This is a genomic window from Shewanella sp. 0m-8, from assembly GCF_052977265.1.
This window is the reverse complement of the sequence record NZ_JBRIMB010000070.1, coordinates 1-19833: the sequence shown is the minus strand read 5'-3', so window position 1 is coordinate 19833 and position 19833 is coordinate 1. Positions and strand designations below refer to the sequence as shown.

General features: G+C 41.8%; 17 protein-coding genes. 8 read left to right on the top strand and 9 right to left on the bottom strand.

All coding sequences use genetic code 11. The features are described 5' to 3' along the window. Nucleotides 1-161 precede the first annotated feature (161 nt). The 3 genes from ACVBIO_RS20600 to ACVBIO_RS20590 form a co-directional block, all read right to left on the bottom strand. The gene (locus tag ACVBIO_RS20600; RefSeq protein ID WP_447160678.1) at nucleotides 162-410 is read right to left on the bottom strand and encodes a DUF3297 family protein; all 249 of its coding nucleotides are present in this window, start codon (nucleotides 408-410) and stop codon (nucleotides 162-164) included. A gap of 192 nt (nucleotides 411-602) precedes the next feature. After that, entirely contained in the window at nucleotides 603-2252 is a 1650-nt protein-coding gene (locus ACVBIO_RS20595; RefSeq protein WP_447160677.1) for a phosphoethanolamine transferase, read from the bottom strand. Between the two features lie 108 nt (nucleotides 2253-2360). Next, on the bottom strand, nucleotides 2361-2753 hold the full coding sequence (locus ACVBIO_RS20590) for a hypothetical protein (RefSeq protein ID WP_447160676.1): 393 nt from the start codon (nucleotides 2751-2753) through the stop codon (nucleotides 2361-2363). A gap of 184 nt (nucleotides 2754-2937) precedes the next feature. Between ACVBIO_RS20590 and ACVBIO_RS20585 the strand changes: the two genes are divergently transcribed. Both ACVBIO_RS20585 and nhaD read left to right on the top strand, forming a co-directional pair. Further along, nucleotides 2938-3498 carry an acyloxyacyl hydrolase gene (locus ACVBIO_RS20585; RefSeq protein ID WP_447173329.1) on the top strand — a complete coding sequence of 187 codons (561 nt, stop codon included), beginning with the start codon at nucleotides 2938-2940 and terminating at the stop codon, nucleotides 3496-3498. Nucleotides 3499-4060: 562 nt separating this feature from the next. Next, nucleotides 4061-5488, top strand: coding sequence for a sodium:proton antiporter NhaD (nhaD, locus tag ACVBIO_RS20580; protein WP_447160674.1), 1428 nt, complete (start codon nucleotides 4061-4063; stop codon nucleotides 5486-5488). Between the two features lie 213 nt (nucleotides 5489-5701). Here the strand turns inward: nhaD and ACVBIO_RS20575 are convergent, their stop codons facing one another. From ACVBIO_RS20575 to ACVBIO_RS20565, 3 genes are read right to left on the bottom strand one after another with little or no spacing between them, the layout of a single operon-like run. After that, nucleotides 5702-6319, bottom strand: a complete 618-nt coding sequence (locus tag ACVBIO_RS20575) for a PqiC family protein (RefSeq protein ID WP_447170107.1) — start codon at nucleotides 6317-6319, stop codon at nucleotides 5702-5704. Then, nucleotides 6316-7968, bottom strand: a complete 1653-nt coding sequence (gene pqiB, locus ACVBIO_RS20570) for an intermembrane transport protein PqiB (RefSeq protein ID WP_447173328.1) — start codon at nucleotides 7966-7968, stop codon at nucleotides 6316-6318. Before pqiB ends, ACVBIO_RS20575 begins: the two co-directional genes overlap by 4 nt. Continuing rightward, nucleotides 7965-9281 (bottom strand): PqiA/YebS family transporter subunit, encoded by a 1317-nt coding sequence (locus ACVBIO_RS20565; protein ID WP_447170106.1) that lies wholly within the window; start codon nucleotides 9279-9281, stop codon nucleotides 7965-7967. The genes pqiB and ACVBIO_RS20565 overlap by 4 nt, the downstream gene beginning before the upstream one ends. A 313-nt stretch (nucleotides 9282-9594) precedes the next feature. Between ACVBIO_RS20565 and ACVBIO_RS20560 the strand changes: the two genes are divergently transcribed. Then, a complete protein-coding gene (locus tag ACVBIO_RS20560; RefSeq protein WP_439268041.1) occupies nucleotides 9595-10026 on the top strand; it encodes a dCMP deaminase family protein in 432 nt (143 codons plus the stop codon). Between the two features lie 299 nt (nucleotides 10027-10325). Here the strand turns inward: ACVBIO_RS20560 and ACVBIO_RS20555 are convergent, their stop codons facing one another. Continuing rightward, nucleotides 10326-10880, bottom strand: a complete 555-nt coding sequence (locus tag ACVBIO_RS20555) for a cysteine hydrolase family protein (protein WP_447170105.1) — start codon at nucleotides 10878-10880, stop codon at nucleotides 10326-10328. A gap of 377 nt (nucleotides 10881-11257) precedes the next feature. Between ACVBIO_RS20555 and ACVBIO_RS20550 the strand changes: the two genes are divergently transcribed. Then, complete coding sequence (locus tag ACVBIO_RS20550) at nucleotides 11258-11593, top strand: cation diffusion facilitator family transporter (RefSeq protein ID WP_447162901.1); 336 nt, start codon at nucleotides 11258-11260, stop codon at nucleotides 11591-11593. Between the two features lie 228 nt (nucleotides 11594-11821). On the opposite strand, the gene ACVBIO_RS20545 is transcribed toward ACVBIO_RS20550, so the two are convergent. Continuing rightward, the gene (locus ACVBIO_RS20545; RefSeq protein WP_447160668.1) at nucleotides 11822-12583 is read right to left on the bottom strand and encodes a sulfite exporter TauE/SafE family protein; all 762 of its coding nucleotides are present in this window, start codon (nucleotides 12581-12583) and stop codon (nucleotides 11822-11824) included. A gap of 209 nt (nucleotides 12584-12792) precedes the next feature. Here ACVBIO_RS20545 and ACVBIO_RS20540 point away from each other — a divergent pair, with 209 nt between their 5' ends. From ACVBIO_RS20540 to ACVBIO_RS20525, 4 genes are all read left to right on the top strand, one after another. Then, entirely contained in the window at nucleotides 12793-13269 is a 477-nt protein-coding gene (locus ACVBIO_RS20540) for a glycine zipper 2TM domain-containing protein (protein WP_447173327.1), read from the top strand. 434 nt (nucleotides 13270-13703) lie between these two features. Then, nucleotides 13704-14033, top strand: a complete 330-nt coding sequence (locus tag ACVBIO_RS20535; RefSeq protein WP_447160666.1) for a hypothetical protein — start codon at nucleotides 13704-13706, stop codon at nucleotides 14031-14033. Nucleotides 14034-14214: 181 nt separating this feature from the next. Beyond that, nucleotides 14215-14466: a hypothetical protein gene (locus ACVBIO_RS20530; RefSeq protein ID WP_447173326.1), complete on the top strand. Its 252-nt coding sequence runs from the start codon at nucleotides 14215-14217 to the stop codon at nucleotides 14464-14466. An 826-nt stretch (nucleotides 14467-15292) separates the two neighbouring features. Continuing rightward, the gene (locus tag ACVBIO_RS20525; RefSeq protein WP_447173325.1) at nucleotides 15293-18922 is read left to right on the top strand and encodes an Ig-like domain-containing protein; all 3630 of its coding nucleotides are present in this window, start codon (nucleotides 15293-15295) and stop codon (nucleotides 18920-18922) included. A 207-nt stretch (nucleotides 18923-19129) separates the two neighbouring features. Here ACVBIO_RS20525 and ACVBIO_RS20520 read toward each other — a convergent pair whose 3' ends face one another. Next, on the bottom strand, nucleotides 19130-19618 hold the full coding sequence (locus ACVBIO_RS20520; protein WP_447173324.1) for a DUF6985 domain-containing protein: 489 nt from the start codon (nucleotides 19616-19618) through the stop codon (nucleotides 19130-19132). Nucleotides 19619-19833 lie beyond the last annotated feature (215 nt).

Genomic DNA, 19833 nt, shown 5'->3' with positions numbered 1-19833 from the left:
TTATTATTGAGTTTGAAGACAGACTTGTGAAACATATTAACTAAAACTGCAGTTACACAGAATCTGTTACACCCTCTCAGTAAACTAATGTTTTAATTAAAGACAAGGCTCAACATTTTAGCTCAACATCTCAGTCCAATATGATGGGCAGTTGATTGCGTTTATTTATAAAACGCTTCAACCTCACCCTTAACGGTAACCATCAGCGGTTGACCGCGACGATCTAAGGCCTTGTGTGATGGAACTTTTACCCAGCCTTCGCTGATGCAGTATTCTTCAACATCAAAACGCTCTTTACCGTTAACCTTGATACCGATATCGTGCTCAAAAATAGCTTCCACATGATGCGGGCTACGTGGGTTAACAGAAAGACGATCAGGTAAAGTCGGTTGCGATGTAGTGTCAGTCATAATCCTGGCCTGTAGTAATAAAATTGCAGTAAATAAAAAGTGCGCTATTGTAGGCAATACAGGCCTAACGCTCAATAGCGGTTGCAATAAATGTTAGTGGACTCTCACTCATATTCAAGAAAGCTTATCGCTTCGCTCTCTCGCACTACAACGTCTCTAACGCTCACCTAACTTGCAAAGACAAAAGCTGACCTACTGTTTACACTGACTAAATATATCTAAACTGCTTTGGTACTCACGGGTTTCTACCTCCATCATGCCTAGCACCGAATGGAAAAGGTTATCGTGTGAATATGGATGACTCTTAGCCGCTTTTTCTAAACAGGCTGCATTAATATTTTTTGACTCTTTAAAGCCAGGTGACATCCACAGCATAAGAGGCACTTGAGTTTGATAGTCAGGGGCAAAACGATACGGCATACCATGTAAAAACATGCCATTCTCACCAAGGGACTCTCCGTGATCTGATATGTAAATAAGTGCTGTATTATAATTTTTTTCTAGCTTTATTAACGTGGCAATCGTATTACTGAGCACATAGTCTGTGTACAAAATAGTATTGTCGTATGTGTTAACAATTTCTTCTATGGAGCAGTTTTCAATATCGCTTCTGGGGCAATCAGGGGCAAACGTTTTCATCTGTTCAGGGTAACGTTTGTAATAGGTTGGCCCATGGCTTCCTATAAGATGAAGCACAATCATTCGATTACCATTAAGAGAGCTTATATCTTGCTCAAATGTATCTAATAAGGCCATGTCGAAACATGTGGTCCCATCGCAAAACTCGTTAATTTCGGCACGTTCTATGGTGACCTTATCAATACGGGCTGCAACGTTTTTATCACCGCCATCATTTTCCTTCCACAATAATGAAATACCGGCACGCTTTAACACATCTAACAAATTATCTTGGTTATCAGCAATACTGCGATTGAACTCTTTTCGAGTCATATTAGAAAACATACAGGGAACAGAAACCGCTGTTGCTGTGCCACATGAACTTACGTTTTGGAATGAAATGATATCAAGCCCACGGGTATATTCATTCGTTTTTCGCGGGTAACCGTTAAGTTCAATATTTTGCGAACGGGCTGTTTCACCGATAACCAGCACCGTTAATGTCGGTTTGGTTTCGGCCATGATAAGCGCTGAATCTGCCTGCTTGGCATCTAAGCCAATTTGGCGATACACGATAGGCTCAGAAAAATAAGTGTCTTTAATATATCCAACTGAACTGTAAACAAACTGCGTCGGGATCACTAACTTTTTCAGATAGCGATTGTTACGCCCAACAGATGAGTAGTCTTGGTAGTAAAGTGCTGCAATAACCGCGATAACCATTAATGACAGCAGCATAGAGGTTACTTTCATCATTAGCATTTTCGCTGGGCTTTGCTTTATTCCTACAGGCACCATGAACACAATCAGTGCAGGTATGATCCCCATCAAAAATACCCAAAGCGTTGAGTAAGCGCTAAAGTAAGACCCTGCCTCACTGGTATCTGTTTCCGCTATATTAACTATCATATTGTAGTCAAATAGCGCGCCATAATTATAACCGGCGTAACTCACCATACTGGAAAGTATTAATAAGATAATAAAGAAGGGTTTGGCTACAATTGGCCAACTCAGTAAGTTAAAAACAAACACTAACACTGAGCAAAAAAATACCGGCAATGAAACAACAAAACCGAATTTAACACCATCAATTTGATTTAATACTTTATATAATTCAGCATATATAGGGATATTAATAACTAATGAAAAATACAGGGCCAGAGCAAAGCTAAAAAATGCGTAGGATATGCCGGAACGGAATAATTTACTGAAAGCAAGTTTCATATAACATCCCGTTACCTATAGAACGAATAGAGATATTGTTCTAACCTTTTATCACTCAAGCTCCTTCTTAAAGTCACAATACCTCCACGAGATTCAAGTATTAAAAGATTAAAAGACAAATGAAGCTCTTAGCCCCACAAAAGTACCTTTACCTTCATCGACTCTAATAACCGGTGACAAAATATACTGATCAGTTATATATGCACCGACGGCAGAGCCAAGGGCATGGGATGCAGCGTCTAACAATGCATTTTCAGCCGTATTTTCATCACGGCTGTATTGGTACAGTTCCGCCAAGCCGCCAGCGACAGCACTAACGGTAAACCCCACCCAGGCACGATTCTGTTCAGGCCAGTAATAATCGCTTACAACCACCATTGCTCCTGCCGCGACCATGCCTCCGGCAAAATGGCTCACCTCACTACTAAAGCTGTTGTTACCTTGCGCCTTAGTATCGAAGGAAAAAAGTAACAGGCCCAATATGAATACAATTCGTAGCATTATCATTCTCTTTATCGTCTGTTTGTTTTGTCATTTTATGCTCTGTGTACAGTGTAGCAGCTGATAAGTAGATTGAATTTAGTTACACAAATAGGGGCGATTCACATAATAAATCATTCCCCGCCTCCCATACTCAGCAAAACAAACTAACCTTTATTATTACCAACCAATGATAGTCAAAGACATGGTGAAACTCGCAGGGTTCAAGTTGAAAGCAATGGCGACATTACTGTTATCAACACTTCCATTCACTTGCGCTGCAAGCTCTGGGCTCGAGTTTTCCTATGGCTATATTCCGGCAAAAAATGAGCGCTACGATTCAGGGGCAAGCTGGCGCTTATCCTACTTACAAGGTATAGACACAACCGATACCTTCTTAGATAACTACGGTATTGGGTTAAGGCTTGAGTTATCAGTACAGCGCTGGGAGGACAATTCCCCTAAGAGCAAGCATGAGAGCAATCATGTTTTTAGCCTTAATCCCATTTTTCAGTATCAATGGCACTTTAAACCAATGAGCCTCTACCTAGAGCTAGGGATCGGTGTCGCTTACGTCAATAACACCCTATATCTAGACCGTGATTTAGGCTCCAACTGGCTATTTGAGGATAAGCTCGGATTAGGACTAATTGTGAATAAGCATCATAGAATAGGCTTATCTTATAGCCATTATTCGAATGCAGAGCTTGCGAGCGCCAATGATGGTGCAGACTTAATCGGTATCAGTTACGGCTACACTTGGTAGGTACGCTTAAGTAGATAGATATGATTAAGTAGATATGCTTTAGCTGGTAAGCATTCTTAAGTAGACAGGTATGCTTTAGCTAGTAAGTATTCTTATAACAGATAGGTATACTTTAGTCGCTACCCCATTAAAACGAATGACCGTTTCACCTAGCATCCATTACCCTCCCCGAAGTTTATCGTTTACAAAAAATATTGATAACGGCTTTAATAACAAGAAGATAAGCGATAGTCAATATCAAAATCACGAGTAACAACATGCCTAATCATCAATAATCTGCAATCTAAAACGCTGCCATCTATCTTGAAAAACACCGAGCGTTAGACTTGTATTACTTACTTAACCCACTGTAAAATAGTTTAAAAAATAACCATCACTATTTGAACCAGTGCCATTTAAACCTGTGCTATTAGCACCAGTGTAATTTGAGCAGTAGGTATTGAAACAATACTTTCGCCGCACTTATGCAGCACTTAATAAAACACCCATCATCGATGCAGCCAATAATTGCATCGATACAAAATCGAAAAATAATTAATCTCTCAAGGAACCGAGAAGTAATATGAAACCCATTCAGTTAATCTTAGCCATTATCACTATGGGGCTTGCCGCCCCCGCCTTAGCCAGTGAAACAGGGTTAGATCTCACCCATTCTAGTATCGGTTACGCCTCGTTAGTGATATTTGCTCTGGCTTATTGTTTAGTGATGGCAGAGGAATACCTACAACTGCGCAAGTCTAAACCCGTACTATTAGCTGCTGGGTTAATTTGGCTGATGATAGGATTTGCCTATCAACAGCAGGGACAAACAGAGGTTGCCAAGCAGGCTTTAGAACATAACTTACTCGAATACTCTGAGTTATTGCTGTTTTTGTTAGTCGCCATGACCTATATCAGCGCCATGGAAGAAAGGCGCTTATTTGATGGTCTGCAAGCATGGATGGTCAGCAAGGGCTTTAATTTCAGAACTTTGTTTTGGTTAACCGGATTACTATCCTTTGTTATCTCGCCAATAGCCGATAACCTGACCACAGCATTATTAATGTGTGCCGTTGTCATGAAGGTCGGTGGCAGTAACATTAAATTTATTAATATTGCCTGTATCAATATCGTCATCGCCGCAAATGCTGGCGGTGCATTCAGTCCATTTGGTGATATCACCACCTTGATGGTCTGGCAAGCTGGCCTAGTCAATTTTATGCAGTTTACCGATTTGTTTATTCCTTCTCTGGTGAGCTACCTCGTGCCAGCCACAATCATGTCTTTTTTTGTACCGCTAACCAAACCTAACTTACCCAATGAACATGTTGAGCTTAAACGAGGCGCAAAGCGCATTGTGGCACTATTTATTCTCACCATCGCCACAGCCGTCAGTTTTCATGCCTTGGTACATTTCCCCCCCGTTATTGGCATGATGATGGGATTAGGCTACTTACAGTTTTTTGGTTTTTTTCTACGCAAAACTCTGCCACGCTCACTAGAGAAAAAGAAAGCCAATGCCATTGCTAATCATGATGAGGCAGCCCTGAAACGATTAGGATCTGTTGTACCATTTGATGTATTTAAACGCGTCTCTCATGCCGAGTGGGACACCTTACTGTTTTTCTACGGGGTCGTTATGTGCGTAGGAGGCCTTAGCTTATTAGGCTATCTAGGTGTAGTGTCTGATGTGATGTATAACCAGTGGGACCCTGTCTGGGCTAATATTATGGTCGGAGTGCTATCGGCTATTGTTGATAATATTCCGGTGATGTTTGCAGTACTGACGATGCAGCCCGAGCTGAGCTTAGGAAATTGGTTACTGGTAACACTCACTGCCGGTATTGGTGGCAGTATGCTCTCTATCGGTTCAGCGGCAGGTGTCGCGCTGATGGGGGCTGCACATGGAAAATATACATTCTTTGGTCACTTAAAATGGATGCCAGTTATTGCATTAGGGTATGCGGCAGGTATTGTGTGCCACCTTCTGCTCAACAGCCATCTGTTTTAAGGTTTGTGTATTAACTGCACATGATAAAGCTCGGCTAAAGCCGAGCTTTTAGGTGCTAGAAACTATGCAAGAACCTATGCTAGAAACATTAACTAGAATCATTAGCTAGAAACTAATCTGAGAAACTCATATTAGGAACTATGGTAAAAACATTAGTGAGTAACATTGGCAGGCCTCTCAAGCACAGCCCTCATAATGGCTAATATGTGATATTTAGTATGTGATATTAGCCGTGATTTGCTTAGCGAGTGTTAACAGCAAGCTTCTCATCTGGGTTACTGATTGCGAGTACCCGTCTGCTTCTAATGGCTCCTCAAAGGTGAAAGCTTGCTCAATACTTTGAGCCCCCTTTGATTCAGTTCCCATTTCAGAACTGTTGTTATATTGATAGCGCCCAGACAACACCACCTTAGATTGTGCTGTCACGTAAAAATAATCGATTTGGATTGATAGATGGGCTTGCTTATTGGTCTCGCTCACTTTTGCTGTGCTGACAAATTTGAGCGTGTTGCTTAAAGCATTTAAATCAAGCTGCAACGCTTTTAAGGTTTCATCGGCTAATGGTTCGGCCCACATATGAAAACTGGCATAGTTTAGTTTGTGCTGATTAATTTGCATCACAATATAAGGAGAGTTTAAGTACTCAGCCAACTGCACCGTAAGCTCAACGTTGGCTTTTTCACTTAGCTCACCGCGCTTGCTTAAGTCAGGTGCCGCAACGCCAGCTGACGTGTAGCTATTTAATAGGTAATAACTGCTAGTGTTTGACGCTGAACTGCAGCCAGTAAGAAACAAGACTGCGCCGATTAAACTGATTAAAATGAGTCTCATTGGTTAACCTCTGAATATTTTTTTGGCTCTTCGTCTTGGCTGCCAGAATCAAATATGAGCCCATTTGGCTTATGCTTTAGCTGCTCGAGTAAAGGCTTAAGCTCATACATCACATCTGAAATACTCTTCATCGCTTCCTGTAACTGCCCATAGCCTTGAGATCCTGAAGAGAAATCCTGACTCAGCGTAGCAAAACTCTCTAATGCAACTCTTAACTGCTTAACTAAACCTTGCTGCTCAGCACTGGCCAAGAGCTTATTTAGGTTTTGGCTCGTATGCTGTAACTCGCTAAGCAGACTAGCAGCATTAACTAATGTGACATTAGCATTACTTGTCATGTCATCTAACGGTAATCCATTGAGATTATCGACAAACAGCTCAACCTTATCAATTAGTTGTGAATACTGATCTTTAACCGTTGGGATCACAGAATACTTCTTATAACTTTCAAGCTTCTCGATTCGTGGTAAATCAAAATGCTGCAATTCAACAAACATGCTTCCTGTTAGTAAACTGCCTGTTTTCAAGCTGGCCCTTAACCCCTCTTGGATCCAGAGCGTATTATGCTGCTTCATCAAGGCAACGCCTTGCTCATTATCAGGTAAGCCTATTCGCCCCGGCTGAATACTGAGGAGTACCGGAATTCGAACATTATCACTGTACAAAGCGCTTGGATCTGTCGTGATTAACTCAACCGAAGACACCTCGCCGACAGTCACGCCACGATACTCCACTGGTGCACCGACACTTAAACCTCGAATCGTATCACTCACTAACATCACATATTCTAATGAGTATTTATAGCGCGCATTACTCGCCCCTTGATAATCGGAATAAACTTCAAAGGAATCGAGTTCGGTAATTTTAGCGCCTAATGGCATTCCCTTTGGTATGCCAAAGGTCACCCCATTCGTTAATATGGTTTGAATACTGCCCGTTTTAAGTGAAATCCCCTCGGCATTGAGGTCGACAACTAAACCGCTGGCATCCCAAAATCGGGTGTTACTTGTGAGTAGCTCATGATATGGCGCATGAATAAACGCATTGTAATAGATGGCGCGATCTTTAATATTAAAGTGCACCTCTTCAATTTTACCGACGGTTAAGCCTTTATAAATAATCGGGTCGCCCTGGGAATAAGCAAATTGCTTATCACTGTTTAAGGTGACATGTAAGCCAGGCGTTCCCTTGGGGGTTATCGGGGGAGAGTTAAGCGCGGTAAATTCACTGCTACGTTGCTCAGATAAGCCCGGCGAAAGCTCAATATACACACCGGATATTAATGTATCCAAGCCCGTAACTCCTGACAGGGCAATTTGAGGGCTCACCACCCAAAACTTGCTGTCTTTCACCAGCATTTTTTCAGTATCGTTTGACATTCTTACTGTCACAATAACGCCATCATCTTGCTCATTGAGCTTAATGGTTTCAACTTCACCAATAGTGACCGATCTGGATTTTATTTTTGTTTTCCCGGCCTCCATCCCCTCGGCAGAGTTAAAAATAATGGTCACCGCGGGGCCTTGATTACTGAGGTGGTAATACACCATCCAGCCACCAATCAACAGCGCGACTATAGGTACAAACCAAACCTTAGAGATTGTTTTCACGCTTTTAATCTCTGCATCAAGGGGCTGTTGTGATTTCATAAATGTTGATACTCGTTATAAATTAATTTCGGCTCAAAGCTCATTGCAGCCAACATCGTCATGATCACGACAGCAGAGAAAGCTAGGCTAGCGGGCCCAGGAATAATGCTTATAGTATTACCAAGCTGAACCAAACTGGTTAGTGTAATCACCACAAATATATCCATCATAGACCAGCGACCAATAAACTCTGCAGCGCGATATAAAAATATGCGTTGATGCTCTAATCGACCAGAATGAGTCTGTACGCTGTAATTTAACCAGATAAGGATGACAATTTTGGTGATGGGCACCATGATGCTAGCAATAAACACTACGATAGCAATAGGATATGACTTATCTTGCCAAAGTAATAACACACCACCAATTATGGTATTAGGCTCACTTTGACCTAAAAACTCAGTGTTCATGATTGGCAATAAGTTAGCTGGAATATACAGCAAAATTGAAGTAATAATAAATGCCCAGGTTTTTTGGATTGATAGGCTGTTAGCTTGCTGTTTATCGCGACCACCTTTTACTTGTCTCTCAGTCTCTGGCGCGTCTAATTTTGCCCCCACTAACTCTGATCCCACTAACTCTGACTCCACCAGCTTTAATTCTATTCGCTTAGCTTTAACTGACTCAGCTTTAACAGACTTAGCTGCAGCAGACTCTGCTACTTGCAGCAGCTCTTTTGCTGTTAGGCTCGTGGCTATCGCTTGATAAAATACTCTTTTATCTAAGTGTAATAATGCCGCTGTCATTGAAAGTGAAAATAAGATGAATGCAAAATAGGACGTGCCCAAGCCAATTTCTGCTATCGAAATGATTTTGACAAAACTCACTAAGGTGCCGATTAAAAATATTTCAACCATATTCCAGGGGATCAATTTGAATATAACTCTTGTGAGCATAAGCCCGTGAGCAGGGTAGCGACCTTGCCTGAGAAAAAAGATTAAATAGCTAAGAGACATCAAAATAAAACTAGGAATAACAAACACGCTAATAACTTCGATAATGGCAAGCCATGCATAACCATTTTCAACAAGAATACTCACACTGTCCAGGAGCTTAATGCTGTCCCCCAGGCCATTATATTCAAATGAAATAAACCCAAATGGAAATGATAGTAATAAAAAAATTAAAGCAGAAATGGCAAATGCAAACACACGCTCTAAGGAGTTTGTACGTTTAGCGGTTAAAAGATAACCACAACGTGGGCAAAGTGCTTTTTGGTTTTCGGCTAATCTGGGGATCAACACGGTAAGATCACACTCATGGCAAACATCGGTTTCATCTAAACTATTGTTTTCATCTTTCTTAATGACCATATAGTTAATCAAACCTAATTAAGGTGTTTTGACTTAAGCGGCAGGAAAAGTCTAGGCCAAAAGTTTACAACTCAGCATAACAATACTCAAGTCAATAAATGAAGTGGCACTTTCATTATAGGCAGAGGATCAAATATAACCACTTGATGTATAAGCTCAGATATCGCTGCCAGAAACAGCAGACACTTTACTTATTCATTGTCTATTCATTGTCTATTCATTGGCTATAGGTTGATTTATCACTGTTCACCATAGAGAATAACACCTAGTTTGAGTTGGTTATTCAATAGCACACATAAGGAGTATCGGTTAAATGATGACAAAATGGGCGACACGTTTTTTGCAGATGGCCGAGCTTGTAGCATCTTGGAGTAAAGATCCCTCCACTCAAGTAGGTGCGGTGATCACCGAGGATAACCGAATTGTCTCCTTAGGTTTCAACGGTTACCCACATGGGATCTCCGATAGTGCCGAAACTGACAACCGAGAGATGAAGCTGCTAAAAACCCTCCATGCAGAAGAGAATGCCATTCTCTATGCTAAGCGTGATCTCAGCGGCTGCGAAATATGGGTGACTCACTTCCCCTGCCCTAATTGCGCGGCAAAGATAATCCAAACTGGATTAAGCACAGTACACAGTCCAAAACCAAGCGAAGATTTCCTGTCACGCTGGGCTGAAAAGATTCAAATAAGCCAAGATATGTTTGACCAAGCCGGCGTTAACGTCGATTGGATGCAGCAGTAATATAAAGGCAGAGTAAACTGACAAAAAGTCGACTCTGCCTTTATCTTCATCAGACTACACTGCTTTATCATCAGCAAGGTAAGTACTGCTTTATCATCAGCAAAATAAGTACTGTTTTATCATCAGCAAAATGCACTAGGCATAATACTCGTCAAGTTCAGCACTCGCATACATCACGCTCAAATAAATGACTGCCACGCACACACAAAGAGGTGCCAAAGACAAATCACATAAATGCCAAAGAGGTGCCACAAGCATGCCTCAGATACGCCGTTCCTATAATGGCTTTAGATAAGCCACTACAGCGTAATTTTATGCAAAATATCCTCAGTTGTCCCTGTTTCCGCCAGCTTAGGAAGCGACATTCTAATAGCATGTGTATGGTTATCTGCTACCACATCAGTTACAGCATCGATGCCGAGTGTTACGTTGTAACCAAGCTCAAAAGCCTGCATCGCGGTAGACTCAACTCCCATACTGGTCGCTATACCAACAATAACAACTTGTGTAACCCCTAACCCTTGCAGGGTTGCATCCAGCTTGGTATGACTAAAGGCTCCCCAGCTTCTTTTCGTGAACAATATCTCCTCTTCATGACGGATCAGGTCAGCTATTAATGTCGACCAGTTATCAGCAGTATTGCCAGAACTCACAGCTTGGTCTGTACGCCCCGAGGGACGGCCAGAAACATTAACCAGCACAACAGGCCAATGACGGCGGTGAAAAGCTTCAATCAAGTGGTTAGTGTTTTCAATGACACGCTGTACATCTATAGGATCGGGTAGGGCAACAATGCCATACTGCAAGTCAATTACAATAAGCGCTGTGTCGTCATCAAGCTTGGTAATAGCCATGTTTAATTTCTCTAAGGTGCTGAGTGTTAGAAAAGTATAGCAACACTTAGATGCTGCACTTTTGTATACCAACATACTTATTTCTCAATAAAACATCTTCTGGGTTAATGTTTTAACCATAAGCTGAGAGTAATAAAACGTGTTTCGAATTAATCGAGCCTAATCATAGAAGCCTATAAGCAATATAAGTACAAAAATACCTGCTTTAATCCACAGCAAACACAGATGATGACAGTGTGTATTTGAAAGATGAACTATTGATGATTTTTAATTAATTTCAGCCTTTGACAAAGATTGACATAGATCACAACTTTGCTTTTAGCTTAAGCGCAACCTAGACTCATCAATCGTTAGTTACCCAGTTCAGAGGTTCAATAATGAGTCACAAATCCAAGCACGGTGAAACAAAAAAAGAAGATCATAAAACCCATAATCATGGTCATCAGCATACTGCCGAAGCACAACATGAGCGTATGGAACATAGATATGATGATGGGAATGAGCATAAGCACAATAAAGATCATCATGCATCACGAGACCATGAAAAAAGCCACCCGCACACTCAACATGGTGGAAACCCTACAGGCCATAAACATTCAGTGCAAACCCATGATGATCGTCATGAACATGATGAACATAAGCACCACAAAGTAAAAAAACATGACCATAAAGAATCATCTCGAGAACACCATAAAACAGGCCATAAAGACTAATTAATATTGTAATGCTCGTAAGCTGACATGGTAGTAAGAGACTCTTACTGCCATGCTTACAATAAAAAGTGTAACACCTGAAATAACGAGCCCTCATTAAAACTCAATCAACTCTCTTATCAATCAGTTATGCCAATGTGACGGTTCATGGCAGCCCGGCTTAATTCACTAAAGCTAAATCCATATCGAACAAAACCTAAACCCTAGGCCTCCAGCATACTGAACTCATTAAAAAAGAGCCCAAGAGTAACGGCCAATCTCAATCAGTAACATCATAACAAACAGAATTTTGATAACTTTGTTGCCCCCCTTCAACGCTATGCGTGTACCTATTTGCGAGCCAATAAGAGTGCCAAGCATCATAATTAACGCCAGTTTAATATCAAAATATCCATGACTGATAAACCAAACTAACGCACTGACATTAAACAGGGTTGATAACACTTGAGATGACGCCATGGCATGAAGAAAATCCATACCAAAGGCACGAATATTACCGAGTATAATAAAGGTTAACGTTGCAGGACCAAACATGCCTTGATAGAAGCCAAGCATAGCGCCCATTACCGCACTCACTCCCCTTTGGTGCTGGTGAAACAATGGTTCAACAGCCTTCTCTCCCATCTCTTTATTGCGGAAGGTATAGATAGCCAGTGCAATCATAATCACTAATAAAATAGGCTTAAACCAAGACTCTGACACATCATCTAGCAAGGAGGAGCCAATAAAGGCAAATATACAGCCACTAATGATGGCAGGGACAATTAACCGCCAAGGTAAATCCATTGAAAATGCATAGCGCCTAACATTATTAACACCACTTGCCAGCATCGCTAGCTTGTTGGTACCAATCACAATTGGAATTGCGACGCCTGGCATAGCATTAAATAATGCCGGTAGTTGTAATAGTCCGCCGCCACCGACTGTCGCCTGTGCTATACCGCTTATAATCGCAATCATGCCCAAATACAGATATTCAGTAATAGACACAGCTATGTCTCCTTTAGTTATTTGATACAAGCGTAGTCAAAAGATAGCGATTGAGCATAAGGAGTTAGAAACTTTAATGCGGCGTAAGTAACAGTTTCCCTTATATTATTAATACTATGTGCAAATAATGCGCACTCGGCCCTATCTCCACAGCAAAACTGTCGCGGCGATCCTATACTTTTGTCTCTCATCTAGGCTTTGGAGTTCCCATGACAAAAAAAATCAACTTGGCAGTTCTACTCACTATGTCGCTTGCCACTATAGCGGGATGCACCAGCCCCAACCCGTATGGGGACGCTTACGGAGCAGCAGAAACACAAACAATTGGGCAGGTGTATTACGGTACGATAGTCAAAGCAGAACCGGTGACGATTGCTGAATCAGATAAAACAAACGTTATAGCAATGATTGCTGGCGCAGCAATCGGAGGGATCCTAGGCTCCGAGATTGGCGGCGGAGCGGGATCGGATATTGCGGCAATTGGCGGTAGTGTCGCTGGTGGATACGCTGGTAGCGAAATCGCTGATAAAACAGGTGAGCGCAATGGCGTAAATCTGACGATTCGCTTGGATGATGGACGCGTTATTTCTATTGTTCAAGAAGTTAATCCAAATCTGATTTTCCAACAAGGTGAAGCTGTACAAATTAATGTCGACGGTAATACCGCAAGAGTAGAGCCACGTTGATCAACGAGTTGTTATGCCTCTAGCGCGAGGCATAGCACATGGTCTTGTATGCTCCCGACATACATAAGACATTTCCTCCATCCCTGGAGGTCAGATGTGGTGAATGTCATTAATGCACGACTATATGGATATAGGCGGTAGAGTAACGCAAGAGCAGTTACCGAGGAGCATTTAATGACCTTGTCTCTATGCCGCTAAACTCTCGCTGAACGACCAAATCTTTATACTGATTGGTATAAGTCACAGGACGTAATGACAGGGCCCAGACATAAAAGCAGACTCTTTTAGCAGCGAAATATGTAGATGCAAGCAGCTATTTTGACGTAAAAAAATAGATAAAAAATTGAGCGCCCCATTATAAATCGTTAAGTTTCCGTACAGCATTCTGTTGCTATATTAATTATCAAGTTAACAAGATTAAGCAGAGGCGACAGATGAAGCAATTAACTAAAATGCTAGCAACCGCTGTAAATATGTCAGCAACAGCAGTGAAAACGGCAACCACTATCGCTCTAACCTTATTTATCTCAATGGGCAGCGTTCACGCCTCACCAAATACGGCTGTAACCGCCAATCTAGTCAGCTCAAAAACTGATGACAACTTGCTAATTTGCCAATATCAAACACTCTCTTCTAGCCATTTTCAGGTGTTTGACAAGGTTTTAGACAATGAATCTGCCTGCCCAACTAACATGCAGGTCGCCTACGAGCCAATGCTAAGCAGTGCCGAAAAGGCGCAGCTCAAACTCAGCCTGAATCAATAAATTCAAACCATGAGCTTCAATGGTGAGCAAAAGCATATTATCTATATAAATCAGCAATTAAGTCTTGTTAGTACATTCTCTGCAGAGTTACAGCCAGCCCAACAGACTTAAGCCATAACGATAGGCTTGGGTGTTTTTCAAGGTAGTTGTCATCAATTTATAAAGCTGAGAGAAAGCTAGCATGTCGATTCAAGATGAGTATTTCGTTTTTTCAAATGACTACTCCAAAGTCAGTTTTGTGGTCAATATGAACGATACTCGCAGACTGGGGATATTAAGAGACCAAGCGATATCAACAACAACTCCTGCGAGTTTTGAATGTAAAAGCCTGAAAACCTTTAAACCTATCGCGGCGAAATTTGATATTTCAGCTAGTACCAGGCTACTGTTTGATATGGATTATGCAAAGCCCTTCGTGGAGCTGAATTTATAGTAAGAACTCTGTTGTTCCCGCTAAGATTCAAGATAAAGATTATCTTTACCTTCACTGCTACAACATCATTAACATTCTTGATGATGAGGTAGGTTTTGACTTTGAAGAGCTAAATTCTACTCCTTTAGAAAATAGGCTCGTATTTAAACCCTCATTTGAGTCAATCATGGTGTTTTTTCATCAGTCAGTTGTTAACGCCATTGAAGCAATAAAACCTTCTATATACGCAAAACCAATCAAAGTATCTGATTGGACAATAGAGCAGGAAATGTCCTAGGTATAAAACCTGCTCGCAGAGCGATTCATTTGCTTATCTAGTTAATGACTTATTAAATTAGCGTTTTAAAAATAAACGTTTAAATATACCGCTTATAAAACTTGTTAAGCTAAATAAGCAATTTATAAACAGCAGCCTTTCATGCAGCCATGAGTAAACACATCACCTCAAGTTTAGTCATAACATGCAAGATTCGCTCGCAAAAAAATAAGTCAATTTTCCGACTTAAGTCAATAACTTAACATAAGCAATACCAACTGACTCTTATTTATTCTATTGAGCTTTAAGCCATTAAAAACTGAGTGTGTTACGGCTGTCTACCTGATATCTTCGCCGAGAATTAGTTTCTTATATTAGCAATTCATATGGCGACCCATACAGCTAACTTAGTGGTTACCATGGCGCTTATAGGCCACTAACTCTCTAATCAATACCAAAGTGTGCTGGTTATTCTTGGACTTTAACAATTAAGTGCCATCGATAACGCACACTTTTAATTACTGATGAATTTATCTGTAAAAGATAAATGAATAAAAGAAGAGCTAAATCTTGATAAAAATAAATAAAATAACTATCGCATTGACCAGCGTTATGTTCAGTGGCTACCTGTATGCCGCTGACGCAACGCTAACCTCAGGTGTTATTACTTTTGTTCCGGGAGAAACAAAAGTTCAGAATGGCGATACCGTTGCTTTTAATGGCGAGTGCTTTATTGCCAAAAACACCCCTGGTGTTTGGGAATCACCAAATGCTGGTTCATGGTTTTGGGATACCACAGTATGTTCGGGCGAGCCTGAACCAGAACCAGAACCTGAACCTGAACCTGAACCAGAGCCAGAACCGGGCGACATCATTGCCTTTATCCCAGGGCAAACCAAGGTTAACAATGGCGATATAGTCTCTTATGCTAACCAATGCTTTATTGCTAAAAACAATCCAGGTGTATGGGAAACCCCAAGTGCAGACTCGTGGTTTTGGCAGTTAACCGAGTGTTCAGGTGAACCTGGTGAGCCGGAACCAACCGAATTATCAATTCTATCTCCAGTAGCCGGTCAGGTATTAAAAGCGGAAGCAGCAACAAGCATCCAAGCAAAAGTTGATGGTGAACTAGCTACAAAAGTTGAATTTTGGGCTAACAATCAAAAACTATCTCAAAAAGCCATTAACCCAAGCCAGACGATTTACTCGCAAAGCTGGACACCAACTGAAGCAGGCAGCGCCATAGTTAAGGTATTTGTATTCGATAAAAATAACCAAAAAATCGAACAACAATCTGTTGTGGTAACCGTAAAAGCGGATGCTGAAGAAGACTTTACCGCACCAGTAGTGAGATTTATTGCCCCTAACAATGGTGCAATTTTTAATGAAACTGAGACAGTGTCTATTTCTGTTAATGCCACCGATGTTGATGATGATTTAACTAAGCTGGTTATTAAAGCTAATAACGCGCAAATTTGTTCGTTTAATGCCACCAATGCAGCCACCTATGCGTGCAACTGGCAGCCGACTCAAGAAGGCAAGGTAACACTTAAAGCAATTGCCACCGACGCAGAAGGCCTAACTTCAACAGTGAGTGTGAGCATTACTGTAGAAGCTGAAGAACTTACCGCACCAGTGGTGAAGTTCATTACACCAAGCAATGGTGCAAGCTTTATTGATACAGAGACCGTCTCTATTGCTGTTAATGCCACTGATGCTGATGATGATTTAGCCAAACTGGTTGTTAAAGCTAATAACACACAAATTTGTAGCTTTGATGCCGATCAAGCCGCAACATTTACCTGTGACTGGCAGCCAACGCAAGTGGGCGGCGTCACTCTAAAAGCTATCGCCACTGATGCTGAAGGGCTTTCTTCAAATGTAAGTGTAAACATCACTATTGAAGAAGACGTTATTGATCCGCCAGTCACACCACCAGGTGGACTATGTGCTGATTTCAATGTTTACCCAGACTGGACGCGTGTTGACCATGCTACCGGTGGCGACATTATGGTGCATAACAACATCGCCTACTCAGCGATTTACTGGACACAAACAGTTCCTGGTAGTGACAGCTCATGGGCACTTCACTTAAATTGTGACGGCACAGAGCCAGGCACCGCACCACTGCTTTCACTGCCAAACCCGATGGACCCTGTTCGTCTAGAAGTGGCTGGCTGGCCAAATACCTTGGTGGTTGCTAGCCCATCGACTACTGCTCCAGTTACATTGACTATCGAAACCAATAACAGTGCAGAACTGGCTGATGTTAACAAGTTAACAGCGGCTTTCGTGTCAATCATGGAACTGGCTGCACAGACAGAGTCGGCATCGATTATCATCAGCAGTGATGTGCTTGATAAAGCCACCCAAGATAAAGCTTTAGCGACAAGCAGCATTGCGGTTCAAGCTGCGCTAATCAACGCGATGGATATCACAGGCAATAGTATTGATCTTGATGAAATCAACGCACTAAGCAACGACCTGAAAGGTTGGGCTCACGCTCACCAGCTGATCATTGCCACTCTAGCGCCACAAGCAACCTATGGCTGGTCTTTAAGTATTGGTGACTTCGCTTTTGATACGCATTCTGGTCGCCAGTCGGTTTGGGATGAAGCATCGGTATTCACAGCCGATCTACTCGATAAGCTTGAGCTATACCAAGCTGACGCTGCAAACAAAGCTGACTTTGTTGCTTTCACTAAATCTAGCTCAACGCAGGCCTTATCAAGTGAGCAATGGCACAATGCGCTAGAGTACGTAAAGCAAGTGACTGACTTTGTTAAAACACCTGCAATGCTGAAAAATATTCCAACAGACCAAGCTGCTAGTTACTTTATGGGTAACAACACCAGCAAGCCGCAAATTCGTAAAGCGGCATTCAGCAACGTATTTGCTATTTTGTTTGACAAAGATTCTGAACAATTGACCAGCAAAATTGCACATTACCAAGATGCTAAAATGCCACTGTACTATGTTGGTAAATCAACAGAAAATGGCAAGTTAACCATCATTGATGCGTTAAACCGCGAATTGGCAAATGCTGAAGAGTCAATGAACAACACTGCATTCCTATATGAAACGCCTCAATCACAATGGGTTCCGTCTACCGTTTACAAGTGGGCTGACTTCATGACGGGCTTAAATGCAATGCATAACGTTGGTGTAGCGGGTAACAAGTTCTGGCTACTCGATGAAAATATTGATGATGCAACCAACATCAAATATGCAAAAGTGGCGATTGCAGCCTTCTTAGCACAAAGTATGCAAGAAACGATTCGCTACAATGCGTGTGATGAGAATAACTGGGCTGAAATTAAATACGGTGCAGCCACAGATTACCCAATGTCAGCGAGCTGTGGTCAACTTGATCAGAAGTACGCAGATTACGGCGTTAACCCTGACTCTGGTTTAGATCACGCTTACTCTTGTCCCCGTGATGACAAGATGGAAGTAAGTGCACTAACTCATGCTAAATGGTACGGCGCTCCGGCTCCTGTTTTCGCTGCACCAAATGCAGTACTTGAAGAGCGTGGTTTGCTTGTTAACGGTAACGTTGGTCGTTGGACAAACAGCGGACACTGTAATGATGTACCAACATCAGTAGATGGCTCTAAGCAAGTATGGGAACGTGACGAATGTAAAACTTACGTTGACCAAAAAGCAGGTAAGTTCATCTGGGATGGTAGCAGCCAAGAAGACGTGGAAGGTTGTGGTTGGTGGGGCCGTGGCGTGATTCAAACTACAGGACGCCAAAACTTCGGTACGCTGAACCACTACTTAGGTCGTTCACACGTTGACCCAGAAAATATTGGCAAAACCATTGATGGTGTTGTGGTTGAAGCGCCACCAGCGAACCCGCTATATGCAGAGCTAGATTTCTGTTCAAACCCAGGCTTAATTTGTAGCTCTGAAGAGAATAAAGAAATCAAGTGGATTGCAGGTCTGTTCTACTGGGTTACCTCGGTACAAGCATACCCTGACGAAAGCGGCCAATACGGTGGCTGGAACTACCACAACGAACTGAAAAAGTATGTTGAAGGTGGTATGAAAGGCACCGACTTTATTGATGATGTTTCTGGTATCGTTAACCGTGGTTGCCCTGATTTAACCTGTTCAACCGGTGATGTGCATAACGTGAAAGAGCGCCGTGAGAACTTTAAGTTAGTACTAGAGCAGCTAGGTTTGACTCCGCAATAAGCGCTTAACGCGATAACTTTTCTAGTTAAACATAATAGTTAAAAATAATAGTTAAATATAAAGCCAGTCAGTGCAAACTGACTGGCTTTTATCTGAGTTCAATTCCGAAGTGCGGTACTCGGCTCTATCAAACTAGCCATATCAAACTCGCCATATCAAAAAAGATAGTCACCACACTAAATCATTAACAGCTTCATTTTTAGAGCGTTATACCCCTCTATACGCAACTTGGGCACCGTCTTGGGAAATGACTTTATCCCCTTGGATCACAATACCAAAGCCATGCTCTTCATCCCAAGCACATTCAAAAATCATCCCAACTGCATTTTTGTCTGGGTGATGTAAAATAAATCCGGACAGCTGCATTAACTTAAAGATATCCCCTGCCTGCATATCGGCTTCGTTCACCTCGCCGACACAGGTTTCGTAAGATTCTGAATCTTCGTCAAACACATCTAGAAACTCAGAGTCTTCAAGCAATTCTTGATAGTTGTCATTCACATAATCACAAACAAGCGCATAAATACGCTTTTCATTATCGATGAACCATTGCTGCATGCTATCAGCAATAGCCAGATCTTCTCGGGTGAGAAATTCAACACTACCGTACCCTTGAAAATCATGCCAAGCTGTCAGCCCTGCTGTACCTTCATGAAACTCTTCACCCGCTTTCCAAGTAATATTTATTGTTTTCATAATTAACTCGCAAAAGTGAGAATTATATTTGAACTGATTGCACAATAATGTGTGGTTAAAGCGCAAAAAAGAATTTTTGTCATAGAAAACAGAGTGAAAGAATGTATTTCTAGGAAAAGTGGGGGCGAAAAGTGGGGGCAGAGTCTGAGGGATCCCCACGAATTTAATAGCATGCTTGTGGATCCCGAACTAAGCCTTGCAGTGTCTTAATGGCC